Origin of the sequence: Inquilinus sp. NPDC058860 (genome assembly GCF_042743185.1) — a bacterium.
In the GTDB taxonomy this organism is placed as follows: Bacteria; Pseudomonadota; Alphaproteobacteria; order DSM-16000; family Inquilinaceae; genus Inquilinus.
Map to the genome: position 1 here is coordinate 1 of NZ_JBHYMS010000028.1, position 16870 is coordinate 16870.

At 69.3% G+C, this 16870-nt stretch carries 19 protein-coding genes; 16 read left to right on the forward strand and 3 right to left on the reverse strand.

All coding sequences use genetic code 11. The annotated features are described in order from the left end of the window. The first annotated feature begins 111 nt into the window (after positions 1-111). From ACFW16_RS19570 to ACFW16_RS19580, 3 genes are all read left to right on the forward strand, one after another. Positions 112-1866: an ATP-binding cassette domain-containing protein gene (locus tag ACFW16_RS19570; protein ID WP_380308039.1), complete on the forward strand. Its 1755-nt coding sequence runs from the start codon at positions 112-114 to the stop codon at positions 1864-1866. Positions 1867-1987: 121 nt separating this feature from the next. Further along, positions 1988-3148: an ABC transporter permease gene (locus ACFW16_RS19575; RefSeq protein ID WP_380308041.1), complete on the forward strand. Its 1161-nt coding sequence runs from the start codon at positions 1988-1990 to the stop codon at positions 3146-3148. Between the two features lies 1 nt (position 3149). Then, positions 3150-4259, forward strand: coding sequence for an ABC transporter permease (locus ACFW16_RS19580; protein WP_380308043.1), 1110 nt, complete (start codon positions 3150-3152; stop codon positions 4257-4259). Positions 4260-4407: 148 nt separating this feature from the next. On the opposite strand, the gene ACFW16_RS19585 is transcribed toward ACFW16_RS19580, so the two are convergent. After that, positions 4408-4602, reverse strand: coding sequence for a hypothetical protein (locus ACFW16_RS19585; protein WP_380308045.1), 195 nt, complete (start codon positions 4600-4602; stop codon positions 4408-4410). A 191-nt stretch (positions 4603-4793) separates the two neighbouring features. On the opposite strand from ACFW16_RS19585, the gene ACFW16_RS19590 reads away from it, so the two are divergent. The 4 genes from ACFW16_RS19590 (at position 4794) to ACFW16_RS19605 (ending at position 6753) form a co-directional block, all read left to right on the forward strand. Continuing rightward, the gene (locus ACFW16_RS19590; protein ID WP_380308047.1) at positions 4794-5141 is read left to right on the forward strand and encodes a benzoate/H(+) symporter BenE family transporter; all 348 of its coding nucleotides are present in this window, start codon (positions 4794-4796) and stop codon (positions 5139-5141) included. A gap of 6 nt (positions 5142-5147) precedes the next feature. Further along, positions 5148-5678 (forward strand): GNAT family N-acetyltransferase, encoded by a 531-nt coding sequence (locus tag ACFW16_RS19595; RefSeq protein ID WP_380308049.1) that lies wholly within the window; start codon positions 5148-5150, stop codon positions 5676-5678. Between the two features lie 157 nt (positions 5679-5835). Next, positions 5836-6150, forward strand: a complete 315-nt coding sequence (locus tag ACFW16_RS19600; protein ID WP_380308050.1) for a hypothetical protein — start codon at positions 5836-5838, stop codon at positions 6148-6150. Between the two features lie 213 nt (positions 6151-6363). Continuing rightward, entirely contained in the window at positions 6364-6753 is a 390-nt protein-coding gene (locus ACFW16_RS19605) for a nuclear transport factor 2 family protein (RefSeq protein ID WP_380308052.1), read from the forward strand. A 14-nt stretch (positions 6754-6767) separates the two neighbouring features. Here ACFW16_RS19605 and ACFW16_RS19610 read toward each other — a convergent pair whose 3' ends face one another. Then, positions 6768-7184 carry a GFA family protein gene (locus ACFW16_RS19610; protein WP_380308053.1) on the reverse strand — a complete coding sequence of 139 codons (417 nt, stop codon included), beginning with the start codon at positions 7182-7184 and terminating at the stop codon, positions 6768-6770. Between the two features lie 71 nt (positions 7185-7255). On the opposite strand from ACFW16_RS19610, the gene ACFW16_RS19615 reads away from it, so the two are divergent. The 7 genes from ACFW16_RS19615 to ACFW16_RS19645 all read left to right on the forward strand — a co-directional run bounded on the left by ACFW16_RS19615 (position 7256) and on the right by ACFW16_RS19645 (position 15444). Next, positions 7256-7396, forward strand: coding sequence for a hypothetical protein (locus ACFW16_RS19615; RefSeq protein ID WP_380308055.1), 141 nt, complete (start codon positions 7256-7258; stop codon positions 7394-7396). 7 nt (positions 7397-7403) lie between these two features. Continuing rightward, positions 7404-7493: a K(+)-transporting ATPase subunit F gene (gene kdpF / locus ACFW16_RS19620; protein WP_380308056.1), complete on the forward strand. Its 90-nt coding sequence runs from the start codon at positions 7404-7406 to the stop codon at positions 7491-7493. A 7-nt stretch (positions 7494-7500) separates the two neighbouring features. Continuing rightward, positions 7501-9210 carry a potassium-transporting ATPase subunit KdpA gene (gene kdpA, locus ACFW16_RS19625; RefSeq protein ID WP_380308058.1) on the forward strand — a complete coding sequence of 570 codons (1710 nt, stop codon included), beginning with the start codon at positions 7501-7503 and terminating at the stop codon, positions 9208-9210. 15 nt (positions 9211-9225) lie between these two features. Then, on the forward strand, positions 9226-11286 hold the full coding sequence (kdpB, locus tag ACFW16_RS19630) for a potassium-transporting ATPase subunit KdpB (protein ID WP_380308060.1): 2061 nt from the start codon (positions 9226-9228) through the stop codon (positions 11284-11286). A 7-nt stretch (positions 11287-11293) separates the two neighbouring features. Beyond that, a complete protein-coding gene (gene kdpC, locus ACFW16_RS19635; protein WP_380308062.1) occupies positions 11294-11899 on the forward strand; it encodes a potassium-transporting ATPase subunit KdpC in 606 nt (201 codons plus the stop codon). Between the two features lie 13 nt (positions 11900-11912). Then, a complete protein-coding gene (locus ACFW16_RS19640) occupies positions 11913-14627 on the forward strand; it encodes a DUF4118 domain-containing protein (RefSeq protein WP_380308064.1) in 2715 nt (904 codons plus the stop codon). Between the two features lie 109 nt (positions 14628-14736). Beyond that, positions 14737-15444, forward strand: a complete 708-nt coding sequence (locus ACFW16_RS19645; protein WP_380308066.1) for a response regulator — start codon at positions 14737-14739, stop codon at positions 15442-15444. Here the strand turns inward: ACFW16_RS19645 and ACFW16_RS19650 are convergent. Beyond that, a complete protein-coding gene (locus tag ACFW16_RS19650; protein WP_380308068.1) occupies positions 15420-15587 on the reverse strand; it encodes a hypothetical protein in 168 nt (55 codons plus the stop codon). The genes ACFW16_RS19645 and ACFW16_RS19650 overlap by 25 nt on opposite strands. Positions 15588-15979: 392 nt before the next feature. On the opposite strand from ACFW16_RS19650, the gene ACFW16_RS19655 reads away from it, so the two are divergent. Both ACFW16_RS19655 and ACFW16_RS19660 read left to right on the forward strand, forming a co-directional pair. Next, positions 15980-16642, forward strand: a complete 663-nt coding sequence (locus ACFW16_RS19655; protein ID WP_380308070.1) for an RNA polymerase sigma factor — start codon at positions 15980-15982, stop codon at positions 16640-16642. Further along, positions 16635-16865, forward strand: a complete 231-nt coding sequence (locus ACFW16_RS19660; RefSeq protein WP_088153138.1) for a RebB family R body protein — start codon at positions 16635-16637, stop codon at positions 16863-16865. Before ACFW16_RS19655 ends, ACFW16_RS19660 begins: the two co-directional genes overlap by 8 nt. Positions 16866-16870 lie beyond the last annotated feature (5 nt).

Genomic DNA, 16870 nt, shown 5'->3' on the forward strand with positions numbered 1-16870 from the left:
GATCACCAGAGTTCAGGCGGGTCTTGGCGGCGAAAACCCCCTCCCCCTACCCCCCTCCCGCGAGGGGAGGGGGGACTCAGTCGGGTTCGACCGGTTTGTGTGGCTAAGGCCATGCCGTCGAACAACCCCACCCCCACCACCGAGCCTCCGGACCTGGTCCGGATCGAGCGCGTGACCAAGCGCTTCGGGCCCGGCAGGCCGGCGCTCGATGCCGTCACCGCGGCGATCGGCGGCGGCCGGATCACCGGGCTGGTCGGGCCGGACGGGGCGGGCAAGACCACGCTGATCCGGCTGATGACCGCCCTGATGTGGCCCGAGGAGGGGCGGCTTGTCGTGCTCGGCCACGACAGCCGGGCCGAGCCGGCGCCGATCCAGGCCGGCATCGGCTACATGCCGCAGCGCTTCGGCCTGTACGAGGACCTGACGGTGCAGGAGAACCTCGACCTCTACGCCGATCTCCGCGCCCTGCCGAAGCACGAGCGGCCGGCGGTGTTCGACGAGATCCTGACCTTCACCGACCTGAAGCGCTTCACCGGCCGTCTGGCCGGCAAGCTGTCCGGCGGCATGAAGCAGAAGCTCGGCCTTGGCTGCGCCCTGCTGCGCAAGCCGCGCCTGCTGCTGCTGGACGAGCCGGGTGTCGGCGTCGACCCGATCTCGCGGCGCGAGCTGTGGGGCATGGTGCAGGACCTGACGCGCGAGGGCATCGGCGTGGTCTGGTCGACCGCCTATCTCGACGAGGCCGAGAAATGCGACCGGGTGCTGCTGCTGAACGAGGGCAAGCTGCTCTATGAGGGCGAGCCGGGCGGGCTGACCGGGCGGGTCGAAGGCCGGGTGTTCCGGCTGACCGGGATCGCGGGCCGGCGCCGGCAGGTGCTGGCGGCCGTGCTGGGCCGGCCCGGCGTGATCGACGGCGTGATCCAGGGCACTGCCATCCGGCTGGTGACGAAGGAGGCGGCGCAGCCGTCCCCACCGAAGGAGGCGGGCCCGGCCGCGAAGATCGGGCCGGCGGCGCCGCGCTTCGAGGATGCCTTCGTCGACATCCTCGGCGGCGGCCCGGGCGGCCGATCGAAGCTGGCCGAGGCGCGCAAGACCCTGCCGCCGCGCGAGGGGCCGGTGATCGAGGCCCGCGGCCTGACCAAGCGCTTCGGCGACTTCACCGCCGCGGCCGACATCGGCTTCGACATCCCGCGCGGCGAGATCTTCGGCCTGCTCGGCCCCAACGGCGCCGGCAAGTCGACCACCTTCAAGATGCTGTGCGGCCTGTTGAAGCCGACGGCGGGGGAGGGGCGGGTGGCCGGCTTCGACCTGCGCCGCGACAGCGCCGAGGCGCGCAACCGGCTGGGCTACATGGCCCAGAAATTCTCGCTCTACGGCGATCTCAGCGTCGCCCAGAATCTCGACTTCTTCGCCGGGGTCTACGGCCTCGACCGGCTCCGGGCGCGGCGGCAGATCGGGCTGATGGCCGAGATCTTCGTGCTCGGCGAGGTGCTGCCGCGCTCGGCCGGTACCCTGCCGCTCGGCTTCAAGCAGCGCCTGGCGCTGGCCTGCGCGGTGATGCACGAGCCCGAGGTGCTGTTCCTGGACGAGCCGACCTCCGGCGTCGACCCGATCAGCCGGCGCGAGTTCTGGACCCACATCAACGGCCTGGTCGAGCGCGGCGTGACCGTGCTGGTCACCACCCATTTCATGGAGGAGGCCGAGTACTGCGACCGGATCTCGCTGATCTATCGCGGCCGCTCGATCGCGCTCGGCTCGCCGGACGAGCTGAAGGCGAAGGTTGCGGACCGGGAGCATCCCGACCCGACCATGGAGGACGCCTTCATCGCCCTGGTCGAAGCCTCCGACGCGCGGCAGGAGGCGGCGTGATGGGCCTTCGCTCTCCGCCCAAGCAAAATGAGTCCCCCCTCCACTTGCGGGAGGGGGGTAGGGGGAGGGCAGGCATCTCCAGTGAAGCTGTGCCGGCACCCTGTGCTTCCGGAGACGCGGCATGACCGCCGCCGCCCACGAGGCTGTGATCGCCTCCCGCGCCGACCGGCTGCGGCGGTTCGGGGCGCTGCTGCGGAAGGAGAGCCGGCAGATCCTGCGCGACCGGTCCAGCCTGCTGATCGCCGTGGTGCTGCCGGTGCTGCTCTTGTTCCTGTTCGGCTACGCCCTGTCGCTCGACGCCGACCACACCCGGGTCGGCGTGGCGGTCGAGAGCCCGGGGCCGGCGGCGCGCGACCTCGCCGCCAGCTTCCAGGCCTCGCGCTATTTCGACGCCCGCATCGGCACCGACCGGCGGGAGTTCGCCGAGGACCTGGTGACCAACCGGGTCAAGGGCATCATCGTCATCCCGGACCGCTTCGCCGCCGAGGCGGCGCGGCCGGGCGGCACGCCGCAGATCCAGATCCTGGTCGACGGCACCGACCCGAACACCGCGAACTTCGTCATGGCTTACGCCCAAGGCACGCTGTCGGGCTGGCGGGCGCAGCGGGCCGCGGGGCAGGGCGCCGACGGCCTGCCCGCGATCGACGTCGAGCAGCGGGTCTGGTTCAACCAGGAGCTGGTCAGCCGCAACACGCTGGTGCCCGGCGCCATCGCCATCGTCATGACCATGATCGGCACCCTGCTGACCGCGCTGGTGGTGGCGCGGGAATGGGAGCGCGGCACGATGGAGGCGATGATGGCGACGCCGGTCACGGCGGCGGAGCTGCTGGCCGGCAAGGTGCTGCCCTACTTCCTGCTCGGCCTGGCCTCGCTGACCCTGTGCGCGCTCGTCGCCGTGTTCCTGTTCGGGGTGCCGTTCCGCGGCTCGGTCGTGGCCCTCTACCTGGTCTCCGCCGCCTTTCTGTGCCCGGCGCTGGGGCTGGGGCTGATCATCTCCTCCGCCACCCGGAACCAGTTCCTGGCGTCGCAGCTCGCCCTGGTCGCCGGCTTCCTGCCGGCCTTCCTGCTGTCGGGCTTCCTGTTCGAGATCGGCTCGATGCCGCGGCCGATCCAGTGGGTCACCTACATCCTGCCGGCGCGCTACTACGTGTCGGCGCTGCAGACCGTGTTCCTGGCCGGGGACGTCTGGCCGCTGTACCTGCGCAACATGGCCGTGCTGCTGCTGGAGGGCGCGGTGCTGCTGGCCCTGGCGGCGCGGCTGACCCGGAAGAGGCTGGCCTGAGATGTGGCGCCGGCTGAAAGCCCTGATCGTCAAGGAGCTGCTGACCGTGCTGCGCGACCCGCGCGGCCGGATGATCCTGATCGTGCCGCCGATCATTCAGCTCTTCATCTTCGCCTATGCCGCGACGATGGAGGTGAAGAATGTCGACATCGCGCTGCTCGACCGCGACCGCGGCGCCTGGAGCCAGGAGCTGGTGCGGCGGGTCGAGGGCACCCCGACCTTCCGCAGCATCCTGCCCGTCGACACGCCGGAGGCGCTGCGCCGGGCGATCGACCGGCAGCAGGTGCTCGCGGCGGTGCAGATCGGGCCGAGCTTCTCGCGCGACATCGCCGCCGGGCGGCCGACCGACCTGCAGGTCATCCTCGACGGTCGCCGCTCCAACGCCTCGCAGCTGACCGGCAACTACATCTCGCAGATCGTCGCCGCCATGGCGCTCGACGCGGCCAGCCCCAGCGGCGTGACGGCGGTGCCGGACGCGGCGGTGCCGCGCTTCTGGTTCAACCCGGCGCTGGACACGCAATGGTTCATGGTGCCGAACCTGATCGCCGTGATCGCCGTCCTGATCGGGCTGACCGTCACCGGGCTGACGATCGCGCGGGAGCGCGAGCTCGGCACGTTCGACCAGCTGCTGGTCTCGCCGCTCCGGGTGCACGAGATCCTGCTGGGCAAGACCATCCCTTCGCTGCTGATCGGCTTCGGCCATTGCAGCTTCTACCTGCTGGCGGCGGTGGTCTGGTTCGGCCTGCCGCTGCGCGGGTCGCTGGGCATGTTCTACGCCGGCGTCTTTTTCTACCTGTTGGCCCTGATCGGGATCGGGCTGTTCATCTCCGCCCTGTCGGCGACGCAGCAGCAGGCGATCCTCGGGTCGTTCCTGTTCACGGTCCCGGCGACGCTGATGTCCGGCTTCGCCACGCCGATCGACAACATGCCGGAATGGCTGCAACCGGCGACCATCGTCAACCCGCTGCGCTACTTCATCGTCATCGTCCGCGGCGTGTTCCTGAAGGGCCTGCCGGTCGAGGAGATGCTGAGCAACACCGTGCCGCTGGCGCTGATCGCCCTGGTGACGCTCAGCGCGGCCGCGTGGATGTTCCGCCGCAGAATGGAGTAGAGCCCTTTGCGACCGCGCTGGCGCGGCCGTCTGGCGGCGGTTTCTCCGCTTCCGGTGCTCACGGACCAAATGTCCGCTGCGCTCCGGTTCTCGAAACCACCACCAGCCGACTCACGCCACCACGGTCTCAAAGGACTCTATCGCGGCCTCAGGGCAGCGGGACGGTCCGGTTGTAGGGATCCTCGCCGGGCTCCGCGGTGGGGCCGGTCCGGGACTGGGCAGCCGGCGTCGGGTTGTGCACCGACAGGTTGAAGCTGTCGCCCGGGACATCGGGGGACGAGCACGCGGCCAGGACGACGCCGGCCGCCATCATCGAAAGCAACGCCACTGCCGGATTCCGCATGATCCGCACTCCCCGGTGGGCCGCCGTCGCCCTTCGACGGCATGGACTCCGGATCCTACGATCCTCCTCGCCGCGCTCTCCCGCAAGAGCCCAGGCCGTTGCGGTTGTATCCCAACAATTGATCTGTTCCGGCCGGCCCCGACTGGCCTTAGGGTCTGAGGCCGCCGGGCGGCAGCCGTGCCCCCGGCCTGTTGCAGAGGCCCGGCGATGCGGACCGACACTTCCTCCACTCTGGACAGCGCGTCAGGCGGCGTGACGATGGCGCCGCGCGGCGGTTCGGCGCTGCAGCCGGTCGCGGCCGGTCTCCTGGCCGCGATCGTCGGCTTCGCCAGCGCCTTCACCGTGGTGCTGCAGGGCCTGGCGGCGGCCGGCGCCACCCCGCCCTGTCGACCGCGCTGGCGCGGGAGGAGGAGCGGCTGCCGGCGGTCGTCACCTTCGTCACCACCGTCTCCGGCCTCTCCCTGTTCGGCATCGGCGCCGCCTTCTGGGGGCTGGTGGCCGGCGGGGCGATGATGGCGCTGGACCGGCTGAAGGGTTGACCGGCGATGATCCTTGTTACGCCGCGGCTCAGGCTCCGGCCCTGGCGCGAGGACGACCGCGACGCCTTCGCCGCCCTGACCGCCGACCCGGAGGTGATGCGCGACCTCGGCGGGCCGCTGGACCGGGCGGGCAGCGATGCCAAGCTCGACCGCTACCGCGCCGCCTTCGACCGGCACGGCGTCTGCCGCTGGGCGGTCGAGAGCCTGTCGGGCGAGGTTCTCGGCTATGCCGGGATCATGCCGCTGGGGCCGGACCATCCGCTCGGCGCCGGTGTCGAGATCGGCTGGCGGCTGGCGCGGCACGCCTGGGGCCGCGGCTATGCGACAGAGGCCGCCGCGGCGGCGCTGGCGGACGGGTTCGGCCGGCTCGGCTTCCCGGAGATCCTGGCCTTCACGGCGCCCGACAACCTGCGGTCGCAGGCGGTGATGGCGCGGCTGCGCCTGCAGCGCGATCCATCGCGCGATTTCACCGCGACCTATGACGGCGTCGCCTGGCATGGCCTGGTCTGGGTGGCCCGGCCGTCGACGGGGCGTTGACCGGCGGCAACCCCGCTTCCTGGCGGGAAGGGCGGAAAGCGGAAGCCTCGCCATCCAGTGGGTAAGGGGGACGGTCTTTTGCCGAGGGTCTCGACACGTTATAATGCGGGCAAATACTTTAAATTGAGATGTCGCATAATAAAATCAGAGGAACAATATGGCAAAAATCACACAAAGCCTTCTTGCATTTATTGTTTGCCCCCTCATTGTAGGTGGTTGCAAAGAGCCCATAGCACAACAATCTGGCCCGACTGCGCCTGGCCAGAATCTAGTTGCGATTGCCGATGCGTATGTTTCTCAGCGAAACCCAAAGATGCTCGAAGAGTATCCGAGCCGCTATGTTTGGGCCGGCGGAGGTAAATGGGTGGTAGAATATTATAGCACTGCTAACACCGATACTATCGGCGGTGGCCTAACCATTACGATAGATAAAGCAACGAATAAGGTCGACGGTTATTGGCTTGGGCAGTAGAAATGCTACCTGCATATCAATCTTATCATGATATGGTTTTGCTGGCGTCGCCGCCCGGTCGATTCCGGCCGAATCTCCACTTCGGGTCGAAAGCGGCATGGCTGGCCAGGGGCGTCTCGACCCATCGGCAGCCTCGTCGAAGGTGCGGCGTCGACCCCCGTCGGTTGTGAGGGCGATATCCCGGCAATCGATCCTTCTGCCGGATACCTCAAGATGACTCATGCTGCCGATCACGCCATCCGCCAGCGGCGCGAGGCCTTCAACCGGGCCCTGGCCGGGGCTGACCTCGAGGCCATCGGCCCTCTCCTGGCCCAGGGCGCGGTTCTCGTCACGGGCACGGACAGCGCCGTCATCTCCGGCCGCAAGGCCCAGCTCGCGGCCTGGGAGCGCGAATTCGCCGCGTCGCTGCGCACGATCTACACCCGGTCCCCCGACACCATCCTGGTCTCGCCTGTCGAGCCCATCGCCCTGGAGCACGGCCGCTGGCAGGGCGTCACCGCCGCCGGCGGCCTGCCCCTCGCCTCCGGCACCTACACCGCCAAATGGCGCAGGACCGGCGCGGATTGGGTGATCGAGGCCGAGATCTACCTCACCCTCGCCTGACCGCCGCCGCGACGCTAGGCCCCGCCGGCCTCGGGCGGCATGCCGTCGAATTCCGGCAGGCCGCCGGCGATGTGGTCCCAGGGCTGGCGGCTGCGGACGTTGATGGCCATGTCCGGCCGGATCGCCGCCGGGTCGTCCAGCGAGCCGGCATAGAGCGTGGCCGTGCCGGGATCCACCTCCCCGGTGCCGAACAGCTGGCTGCCGCAGGCCGGGCAGAAATGGCGCAGGGCCTGCAGCCCGCTGCCGCCGGCCTGGGCGTAGCTCCGCGTCTCGCCCCGGACGGTCAGGGCCGAGCGCGGGACGCCGACATAGGTCGAATGACCGGCGCCGCTGGCGCGCTGGCAGGACCGGCAGTGGCAGTGTCCGGCATAGACCGGGTCGGCCGCCACCTCGTAGCGCACCGCCCCGCACAAGCATCCGCCCGTCATCATCGCGCGCCTCCCGGATTCGGGCGGCCAGGATAGCCCGCCCCAAATCCGGATCGAATTTTTATGCGCCCCGGGTGTGTGATCGGCGCCGATCACACGAGTCCGCAGGCCACCTGCGGAAAGGAGACTTCGTGCTCGACGTCCTGATGCTCGCCCTGGCCGCGGCGTTCTTCGCCGTCGGCCTGGGCTATGTGCTGCTGTGCGACCGGCTGTGAGGGGATGATGACCTTCGACCTCGTCCTCGGCGGCTTGGTGTCCGTGCTGCTGCTCGGCTACCTCGTCTACACCCTCGTCCGCCCCGAGAAATTCTGAGACGGCCATGACCCTCAACGGCTGGATCCAGATCGCGCTGTTCTGCGCGATCGTCATCCTGATCACGCGCCCGCTGGGCGGCTACATGGCCCGCGTCTTCGCGGGCGAACGCACCGTCCTGTCCCCCATCCTGCGCCCGGTCGAGCGGCTGTTCTACGCCGCCGCCGGCGTGCGCGAGGACCGCGAGCAGCACTGGACCGGCTATGCCTTCGGCATGCTGCTGTTCAGCCTCGTCAGCGTCGTCGTGCTGTACGCGCTGCAGCGCCTGCAGGACGTGCTGCCGCTGAACCCGGCCGGCATGGCGGCGGTGCCGGAAGGCATCGCCTTCAACACCGCGGTCAGCTTCGTCACCAACACCAACTGGCAGTCCTATGGCGGCGAAAGCACCATGGGCTATCTGGTGCAGATGGCCGGGCTGACGGTGCAGAACTTCGCCTCCGCCGCGGTCGGCATCGCGCTGGCCATCGCGCTGGTGCGCGGCTTCGCCCGGCGCTCGTCCCCGACCATCGGCAACTTCTGGGTCGACCTGACCCGGGCGGTGCTCTACGTGCTGTTGCCGATCTGCGTCGTCGCCACGATCTTCTTCGTCTGGCAGGGCGTGCCGCAGACCCTGGGCACCTACGTCGACGCCACCACGCTGGAAGGCGCGCATCAGACCATCGCCCAGGGTCCGGTGGCCTCGCAGCTGGCGATCAAGATGCTGGGCACCAATGGCGGCGGCTTCTTCAACGCCAACTCGGCCCATCCCTACGAGAACCCGACCGCGCTGTCGAACCTGGTGCAGATGGTGCTGATCTTCGCGATCGGCGCCGCGCTGACCAACACTTTCGGCCGCATGGTCGGGAACGAGCGCCAGGGCTGGGCGATCTTCAGCGCCATGGGCGTGCTGTTCCTGGCCGGCGTCTTCGTCGCCTATTGGCAGGAGGCGGGCGGCGGGCATCTGCTGGCCTCGCTCGGCGTCGACACCACGCTCGGCAACATGGAGGGCAAGGAGGTCCGCTTCGGCGAGGCCCTGTCCGCCCTGTTCGCGGTCGTCACCACCGCCGCCTCCTGCGGCGCCGTCATCGCCATGCATGACAGCTTCACGTCGCTCGGCGGCATGGTGCCGCTGGTCAACATGATGCTGGGCGAGGTCGTGATCGGCGGCGTCGGCGCCGGCCTCTACGGCATGCTGCTGTTCGTCGTCGAGACGATCTTCGTCGCCGGGCTGATGGTCGGCCGCACGCCGGAGTATGTCGGCAAGAAGATCGAGGCCAAGGAGGTCAAGATGACCATGCTGGCCCTCCTGATCCTGCCGGCCTCGATGCTCGGCTTCACCGCGCTGGCGGTCTCGATCCAGCCCGGCCTGGCCGGCATCCTCAACCCGGGGCCGCACGGCTTCTCGGAGGTGCTCTACGCCTACACCTCCGGCACCGCCAACAACGGCTCGGCCTTCGGCGGGCTGACCGCGACCTCGCTGTTCTACACGGTGACCCTCGGCTTCGCGATGCTGATCGGCCGCTTCCTGATGATCGTGCCGATGCTGGCGATCGCCGGGTCGCTGGCGGCCAAGCGCAGCCTGCCGCCGTCCTCCGGCACCTTCCCGACCACCGGACCGCTGTTCGTCGGCCTCTTGATCGGTGTGGTGCTGATCATGGGCGGCCTGACCTTCTTCCCGGCCCTGGCGCTGGGCCCGGTGGCCGAACACCTCGCCGGCGCCGCCGGCACCCTGTTCTGATCGGATCCGTCCGTCATGAAATCCTCGAATACCCCGGCGTCGCTGTTCGACGCCAAGATCATGGGCCCGGCCGCGATCGACGCGGTGCGCAAGCTCGACCCGCGCGTGATGTGGCGCAGCCCGGTGATGTTCGTGGTCGAGACCGTCGCGGCCCTGACCACGGTGCTGCTGCTGCGCGACATCGCCACCGGCGCGGCCGGCATCGGCTTCACCATCCAGATCGTGCTCTGGCTCTGGTTCACCGTGCTGTTCGCCAACTTCGCCGAGGCGGTGGCCGAGGGCCGCGGCAAGGCGCAGGCCGAGAGCCTGCGCCGCACCCGGACCGACACCGTGGCCAAGCGCCTGCGCGACGCGGCCGGGCACGACACCGAGCCGGTGCCGGCGCTGTCGCTGCGCCAGGGCGACCTGGTCCTGGTCGAGGCCGGCGACCTGATCCCGTCGGACGGCGAGGTGATCGAGGGCATCGCCTCGGTCGACGAAAGCGCGATCACCGGCGAATCCGCCCCGGTGATCCGCGAATCCGGCGGCGACCGGTCGGCCGTCACCGGCGGCACCCGCGTGCTGTCGGACTGGGTCAAGGTGCGCATCACCGCGGCCCAGGGGTCGACCTTCCTCGACCGCATGATCTCCCTGGTCGAGGGCGCGCAGCGGCAGAAGACGCCGAACGAGATCGCGCTGAACATCCTCCTGGCCGGCCTGTCGATCATCTTCGTCTTCGCCACGGTCACCATCCCCAGCTTCGCCGCCTATGCCGGCGGGTCGATCCCGGTGGTGGTGCTGGTGGCGCTGTTCGTCACCCTGATCCCGACCACGATCGGCGCGCTCCTGTCCGCCATCGGCATCGCCGGCATGGACCGGCTGGTGCGCTTCAACGTGCTGGCGATGTCCGGCCGCGCGGTCGAGGCGGCGGGCGACGTCGACACGCTGCTGCTCGACAAGACCGGCACCATCACCCTCGGCAACCGCCTGGCCACCGAGTTCGTGCCGCTGCCCGGCGTCACCGACGCCGAGCTGGCGGACGCCGCCCAGCTCTCCTCGCTCAGCGACGAGACGCCGGAAGGCCGCTCGGTCGTGGTGCTGGCCAAGGAGAAGTACGGGCTGCGCGCCCGCGAGGTCGGCCGCATGCACGCCCAGTTCGTGCCCTTCACCGCCCAGACGCGGATGAGCGGCGTCGATTTCGACGGCTCGGTCATCCGCAAGGGCGCGGTCGACGCCGTCATCGCCCATGTCCGCGAGATGGCCGGCAACCCGCGCCTGGCGATGCCGGCGGCGCTGGAGCAGATCACCGAGCGCATCGCCAAGGCCGGCGGCACGCCGCTGGCGGTGGCCAAGGACGGCAGGCCGCTCGGCGTCATCCACCTGAAGGACGTGGTCAAGGGCGGCATCCGCGAGCGCTTCGCCGAACTGCGGCGGATGGGCATCCGCACCGTCATGATCACCGGCGACAACCCGCTGACCGCCGCGGCGATCGCGGCCGAGGCGGGGGTCGACGACTTCCTGGCCCAGGCGACGCCGGAGGCCAAGCTGGCGCTGATCCGAGAGGAGCAGGGCAAGGGCCGGCTGGTCGCCATGTGCGGCGACGGCACCAACGACGCGCCGGCGCTCGCACAAGCTGACGTCGGCGTGGCGATGCAGACCGGCACGGTGGCGGCGCGCGAGGCCGGCAACATGGTCGACCTGGACAGCGACCCGACCAAGCTGATCGAGGTGGTGGGCATCGGCAAGCAGCTGCTGATCACCCGCGGCGCCTTGACCACCTTTTCGATCGCCAACGACGTGGCCAAGTACTTCGCCATCATCCCGGCGATGTTCCTGGCCTTCTACCCGCAGCTCGGCGTGCTCAACGTCATGGACCTGCATTCGCCGCAGAGCGCGATCCTGTCGGCGATCATCTTCAACGCGCTGATCATCATCGCGCTGATCCCGCTGGCGCTGCGCGGCGTCCGCTACCGGGCGCTCAGCGCGGCCGCGCTGCTGCGGCGCAACCTTCTGATCTACGGCCTGGGCGGCATCATCGTCCCGTTCATCGGGATCAAGGCGATCGACCTGATCGTCACCGCCCTCGGCCTGGCGTGAGGCCAACATGCTGAACCAGATCCGACCCGCCATCGTGATGGTCGTCCTGCTGACGATCCTCACCGGCATCGCCTATCCCTTCGCCATGACCGGCATCACCCAGGGGCTGCTGCCCGGCCAAGCCAATGGCAGCCTGATCAAGCGCGACGACGGCACCGTCATCGGCTCGTCCCTGATCGGCCAGAACTTCACCAGCGAGACGTACTTCCACGGCCGGATCTCGGCGACCTCCGGCGCCGACCCGAACGACCCGAGCACGTCGATCGCCATGCCCTACAACGCCGCCAACTCGGCCGGCTCCAACCTCGGCCCGACCGCCCGAGCGCTGTCCGACCGGGTCAAGGGCGACGTCGACGCGCTGGCGGCGCAGGGCATCAGGAACCCGCCGGCCGACATGGTCACCAGCTCGGCCTCGGGCCTCGATCCCGACATCAGCCCGGCCAATGCCGAGCTGCAGGTCGCCCGCGTCGCCGCCGCCCGCAACCTGCCGGCGGACCAGGTGCGGAAGCTGGTGCAGGACGCGACCTCCGGCCGGCTGCTGGGCCTGATCGGCGAGCCGCGGGTCAATGTCCTGCAGCTCAACATGGCGCTGGACGGGCTGAAGGCCCCGTAGTCATTCTGGCTCCATGTCACTGACCGATCGGTCCGACGACGATCATCGTCCCTCGCCGGAGGCTCTGCTCGAGGCGGTCGCGAAAACCCGCGGCCGCCTCAAGATCTTCCTCGGGGCGGCGCCCGGCGTCGGCAAGACCTATGAGATGCTGTCCCAGGGCGCCGCGCGGCGGCGCGACGGGCTGGACGTCGTCATCGGCGTGGTCGAGACCCATGGCCGGGCGGAGACCCAGGCGCTGGTCGGCGGCTTTGAGATCATCCCCCGCCGCCGCGCCGAGCATCGCGGCCGGACGTTGGAGGAGATGGACCTCGACGCCATCCTGGCGCGCCGGCCGGCCCTGGTGCTGGTCGACGAGCTGGCCCACACCAACGCCCCCGGCAGCCGGCACGACAAGCGCTACCAGGATGTCGAGGAGATCCTGGCCGCCGGCATCGACGTCTGGACCACGCTGAACATCCAGCATGTCGAGAGCCTGAACGACGTCGTCGCCCAGATCACCCGCATCCGGGTGCGCGAGACGGTGCCGGATTCCTGGATCGACGGCGCCGACGAGATCGAGCTGATCGACCTGACGCCGGAGGACCTGCAGAAGCGGCTGGCCGAGGGCAAGGTCTATATCCGCGACCAGGCGCGGCGCGCGGTCGACCATTTCTTCAAGCCCGGCAACCTGACGGCGCTGCGCGAGCTGGCGCTGCGCCGCACCGCCCAGCGGGTCGACGACCAGATGCTGGGCTATATGCGGGCCCATGCCATCACCGGCCCCTGGGCCGCCGGCGACCGCATCATGGTCTGCGTCAGCGAGGCGCCGAACAGCGAGGCGCTGGTGCGCTACGCCCGGCGCGTGGCAGACCGGCTGGGGGCGCGCTGGACCGCCGTCTACATCGAAGGATCGCGCCACCACCGGCTGGGCGAGGCCGAGCGCGACCGCATCGCCCGCGCCCTGCTGCTGGCGGAGAAGCTGGGCGGCGAGACCGTCACCCTCCCGGCCAACGACATCGTCGCCGAGCTCCTGACCTATGCTCGGCGCAACAACATCACCCAGATCGTCATCGGCAAGTCCGACCGGTCGCGCTGGTTCGAGATGCTGCACGGCTCGGTGGTGCACGAGCTGGTGCGCAAGGCCGGCTCGATCTCGGTCCATGTCATGGCGGGCGAGGAGAGCGAGGCCCGGCCCGGCGAGGAGCGGATCCAGACCCGCCCGGCCGATGCCGGCCCGGACCTGCGGCCCTATCTGGTCGCCGCGATCGGCGTCGCGGCCACGACCGCCGCCGCCCATCTCGTCGCCTTCGTCGCCACCACCAACAGCATCGCGCTGGTGTTCCTGATCCCGGTGCTGTTCTGCGCCGCGCGCTACGGGCTGGGGCCGTCGATCTTCGCCTCGCTGCTCAGCGTGCTCGCGGTCAACTTCTTCTTCCTCGAACCGCTGTACAGCCTGGTCATCGCCGACCCGTCGAACGTCACCACGCTGGTGTTCTTCCTGGTCGTCGCCGTCGTCACCTCGAACCTGCAGAGCCGGGCGCGGCTGCAGGCCCGGGCGGCCGCCGCGCGCGCCCGGGCGACGGCCGAGCTCTACGGGTTCAGCCGCAAGCTGGCGGCGATCGCCTCGGCCGACGACCTGCTCTGGGCCGCCGCCTACCAGATCGCGGCGATGCTGAAGCTGCGCGTCGTCATCCTGATGCCGCAGGACGGCTCGCTGCAGGTGGTGGCGGGATATCCGCCCGAGGACCGGATCGACGAGCCGGAGCGGGCGGCGGCGCAGTGGAGCTGGGCCAATGACCGGCCGGCGGGGCGCGGGGCGGATACGCTGCCGGGCGGCAAATGGCTGTTCCTGCCCTGGCGCACCGCCTCCGGCCAGATCGGCGTGATCGGCATCGACCGCGACCAGCCGGGGCCGCTGCTCAGCCCCGACGATCAGCGCCTCTTGGATTCGCTGATGGACCAGGCGGCGGTGGCGATCGAGCGGGTGCGCCTGGCCAAGGATGTCGACGAGGTCCGCGTGGTGGCGGAGACCGAGCGGCTGCGCGCCGCCCTGCTGACCTCGATCAGCCACGACCTGCGCACGCCGCTGGCCTCGATCATCGGCGGCATCTCCAGCCTGCGCCGCCACGATGCGGCGCTGGACCCCGTGGCCCGGGCCGAGCTGATGGAGACGGTGGAGGACGAGGCCGAGCGGCTGAACCGCTTCGTCGGCAATCTGCTCGACATGACCCGGCTCGAATCCGGCGTGCTGCAGCCGAAGCTGGAGGCGACCGAGGTGGCGGATGTGGTCGGCGCGGCGGCGGAACGCTGCGCCGCCCTGGTCGCCCGGCACCGGCTGGTGCTGGAGATCGCGCCGGGCCTGCCGCTGTACCTGCTCGACCCGATCCTCTTGGAGCAGGTGCTGGTCAACCTGATCGACAACGCTGCCAAATACGCCCCGGCCGGCACCGCCGTCACCGTCTCGGCGCGGGAGGAGAAGGGGCTGGCGATCCGCGTGCTCGACGAAGGCGACGGCATCCCGGAGGACAAGCTGGAGGCGATCTTCGACAAGTTCCACCGCATCCAGCAGGGCGACAGTGCCCAAGCGGGCACCGGCCTTGGCCTCGCCATCTGCCGCGGCTTCGTCGAGACCATGGGCGGACGGATCACGGCCGGCAACCGGGGCGACCGGCGCGGCGCCGTGTTCACCGTCGCCTTCCCGCCCGACCTCGCCGCCCCGGCCCTGCCGGGCACCTCGCTGGGGGTGTGATGCGCCAGATTCCAGTCGTAGGTTGGGTTCGCGGGAGCGAACCCAACATTGTGCAGCCCGGGCCATTGTCGGGTTCGCAAGGGCGAACCCAACCTACGAGGGTGTGAGCATGTCGAACACGACACAGGCCACCCCGCGCATCCTGATCATCGACGACGAGCCGCAGATCCGCCGCTTCCTCAAGATCAGCCTGGCGGCCGACGGCTATGCCACGATCGAGGCGGCGAACGGCGCCGAGGGGCTGGAGCGGGTGATGCAGGACCGGCCCGACCTGGTGATCCTCGATCTCGGCCTGCCCGACATCGACGGCCAGCAGGTGCTGAGCCGGATCCGCGAGCTGTCGGCGGTGCCGGTGATCGTGCTGTCGGTCCGCGCCGGCGAGGCGGAGAAGGTGGAGGCGCTGGACCGCGGCGCCAACGACTACGTCACCAAGCCCTTCGGCATCGCCGAGCTGACCGCCCGGCTGCGCGCCGCCCTGCGCCGCGGCGGGGCGGAGGAGGGGGCGGCCGAGGCGGTGATCGAGGCCGGGCCGCTGACGGTCGACGTGCCGCACCGCCGGGTGCGGTTCGAGGGGCGGGAGATCCGGCTGTCGAAGAAGGAGTTCGAGATCCTGCGCCTCTTGGCCGCCCATCACGGCCGGGTGGTGACGCACCAGAAGATCCTGCGCGAGGTCTGGGGACCGGCGCATATCGACGCGATGCAGTATCTGCGCGTCTATGTCGGCCAGCTGCGCCAGAAGCTGGGCGACGACCCGGCCCGGCCGCGGCTGATCGCGACCGAGGCCGGGGTCGGCTACCGGCTGGTGGTCGAGGGGTAGGACAGCGCCGCTGACACGGGCTCCTGCCGGCCCGCCGGCCGCGCGCGACCGACGCGCAGCGCCGTGCCGCCGGCCAGCGTCGGCGACCGGACGGCGTTGGCGCCCGAGAACAGCGCGCCCCAGCCCGGCTCCGGCTTCGCCATGGGGCGTCTCCTCGGTCCGCCGGTTCGGTGGTGGTTATTCCAAGTAATTTCTTATTTTATCACCGGGATTGTCAGAGACAAATCAGGCCGTCGCTTGGCAAACCGAAGCGGAATGCGGCCGTACGCCCGATTCGGTTTTGCAGGACTCTTTGTTTCATTCCGTCCGGCGCGCCATCGATCCTCATGGATTCTTAAATTGATTTCACGTCCCGTGGGCAATCTCATGTAATTCGTGAAGACAGTTCTATTTCAGATTAAAAATTTTCCTAAAATATAATCGATTTCCGGAATTAATATTGCGAATCGCCGAACCGTTTTTCACAAACAGCCGGCTCCCGCGTCGATCCCTCCGAATTCCAGGCCCTAGGCCTCTGGAGATTTCAGGAGGAGATATGACCGACCGTGACGTCGTGTCGCCGGACGGAATGGGCGCGGCCGCCCCGGATATTTGGGATAGTTGGATTAGCAATACGACCATTCTTCGCCGACGCGCCATCCGATTGACCAATGGCAATATCGATGACGCAGAGGAAATATTGTCCTCGACCATCATCAAGACCGTCAGCCATGTCCGTCGAAACCACACAGTCATTCGCGAACCGCGGGCATTCTTTATGTTCGCCCTGAACAATGAATTCATCAGCCATTGCCGGCGCCGCCGGAATGAGCGGCAGATCCACGATTTTCATGTCGATGTCTATGCCGATCATTTCGACCAGCCGGCGCATGACGGGCCCGATCCGGAGCAGCTGCTGCCGCTGCAGGAGACGCTGAAGGCGGTGCTCGCGGCGGTCGAAGTCCTGTCGCCCTCCTATCGAATCCTGTTCCGCATGCGCTTCTGCGAGGAGCGGTCCTACAAGGACATCGCCGAATCCTTGAACATCTCGCAGCCGCTGGCGCGCAAGCGCGTGCAGTTCCTGCGCGAACGGCTGCGCGACGCGGCGGCGGAGGTGCATCGGCGCGCCCCCCGGAAAAATGGTTCACACCGGGCAAGGCCGGACGTCTCTAAGGGCAAGGCTTCCACGGCGAGAACGGCAGGGCACGACCATGGCTGACACCGTCAATCCCCAGATCACCGATGCGGTCACCCAGACCAATGTGAAGGTGGTGGCAGAGGCGCCGGCCCAGGCCATCGCCGCGCTGTACCAGGTGGTCAGCCACGCCTCCGGCCTGTCGGTCCAGAACGCGGTGCAGAGCCAGCAGGCGATGAACCAGATCACCACGGCCATCGTCTCCAAGGCCTGCCAGCTGATCATGGACGTGGCGGCGAAGGCGTAGGCGGG

What these genes read in the sequence shown, in the direction of transcription:
- ACFW16_RS19570 (WP_380308039.1), top strand. Translation starts at nt 112, where the DNA reads ATGCCGTCGAACAACCCCACCCCCACCACCGAGCCTCCGGACCTGGTC.
- ACFW16_RS19575 (WP_380308041.1), top strand. Translation starts at nt 1,988, where the DNA reads ATGACCGCCGCCGCCCACGAGGCTGTGATCGCCTCCCGCGCCGACCGG.
- ACFW16_RS19580 (WP_380308043.1), top strand. Translation starts at nt 3,150, where the DNA reads ATGTGGCGCCGGCTGAAAGCCCTGATCGTCAAGGAGCTGCTGACCGTG.
- ACFW16_RS19585 (WP_380308045.1), bottom strand. Translation starts at nt 4,602, where the DNA reads ATGCGGAATCCGGCAGTGGCGTTGCTTTCGATGATGGCGGCCGGCGTC.
- ACFW16_RS19595 (WP_380308049.1), top strand. Translation starts at nt 5,148, where the DNA reads ATGATCCTTGTTACGCCGCGGCTCAGGCTCCGGCCCTGGCGCGAGGAC.
- ACFW16_RS19600 (WP_380308050.1), top strand. Translation starts at nt 5,836, where the DNA reads ATGGCAAAAATCACACAAAGCCTTCTTGCATTTATTGTTTGCCCCCTC.
- ACFW16_RS19605 (WP_380308052.1), top strand. Translation starts at nt 6,364, where the DNA reads ATGACTCATGCTGCCGATCACGCCATCCGCCAGCGGCGCGAGGCCTTC.
- ACFW16_RS19610 (WP_380308053.1), bottom strand. Translation starts at nt 7,184, where the DNA reads ATGATGACGGGCGGATGCTTGTGCGGGGCGGTGCGCTACGAGGTGGCG.
- kdpF (WP_380308056.1), top strand. Translation starts at nt 7,404, where the DNA reads ATGACCTTCGACCTCGTCCTCGGCGGCTTGGTGTCCGTGCTGCTGCTC.
- kdpA (WP_380308058.1), top strand. Translation starts at nt 7,501, where the DNA reads ATGACCCTCAACGGCTGGATCCAGATCGCGCTGTTCTGCGCGATCGTC.
- kdpB (WP_380308060.1), top strand. Translation starts at nt 9,226, where the DNA reads ATGAAATCCTCGAATACCCCGGCGTCGCTGTTCGACGCCAAGATCATG.
- kdpC (WP_380308062.1), top strand. Translation starts at nt 11,294, where the DNA reads ATGCTGAACCAGATCCGACCCGCCATCGTGATGGTCGTCCTGCTGACG.
- ACFW16_RS19640 (WP_380308064.1), top strand. Translation starts at nt 11,913, where the DNA reads ATGTCACTGACCGATCGGTCCGACGACGATCATCGTCCCTCGCCGGAG.
- ACFW16_RS19645 (WP_380308066.1), top strand. Translation starts at nt 14,737, where the DNA reads ATGTCGAACACGACACAGGCCACCCCGCGCATCCTGATCATCGACGAC.
- ACFW16_RS19650 (WP_380308068.1), bottom strand. Translation starts at nt 15,587, where the DNA reads ATGGCGAAGCCGGAGCCGGGCTGGGGCGCGCTGTTCTCGGGCGCCAAC.
- ACFW16_RS19655 (WP_380308070.1), top strand. Translation starts at nt 15,980, where the DNA reads ATGACCGACCGTGACGTCGTGTCGCCGGACGGAATGGGCGCGGCCGCC.
- ACFW16_RS19660 (WP_088153138.1), top strand. Translation starts at nt 16,635, where the DNA reads ATGGCTGACACCGTCAATCCCCAGATCACCGATGCGGTCACCCAGACC.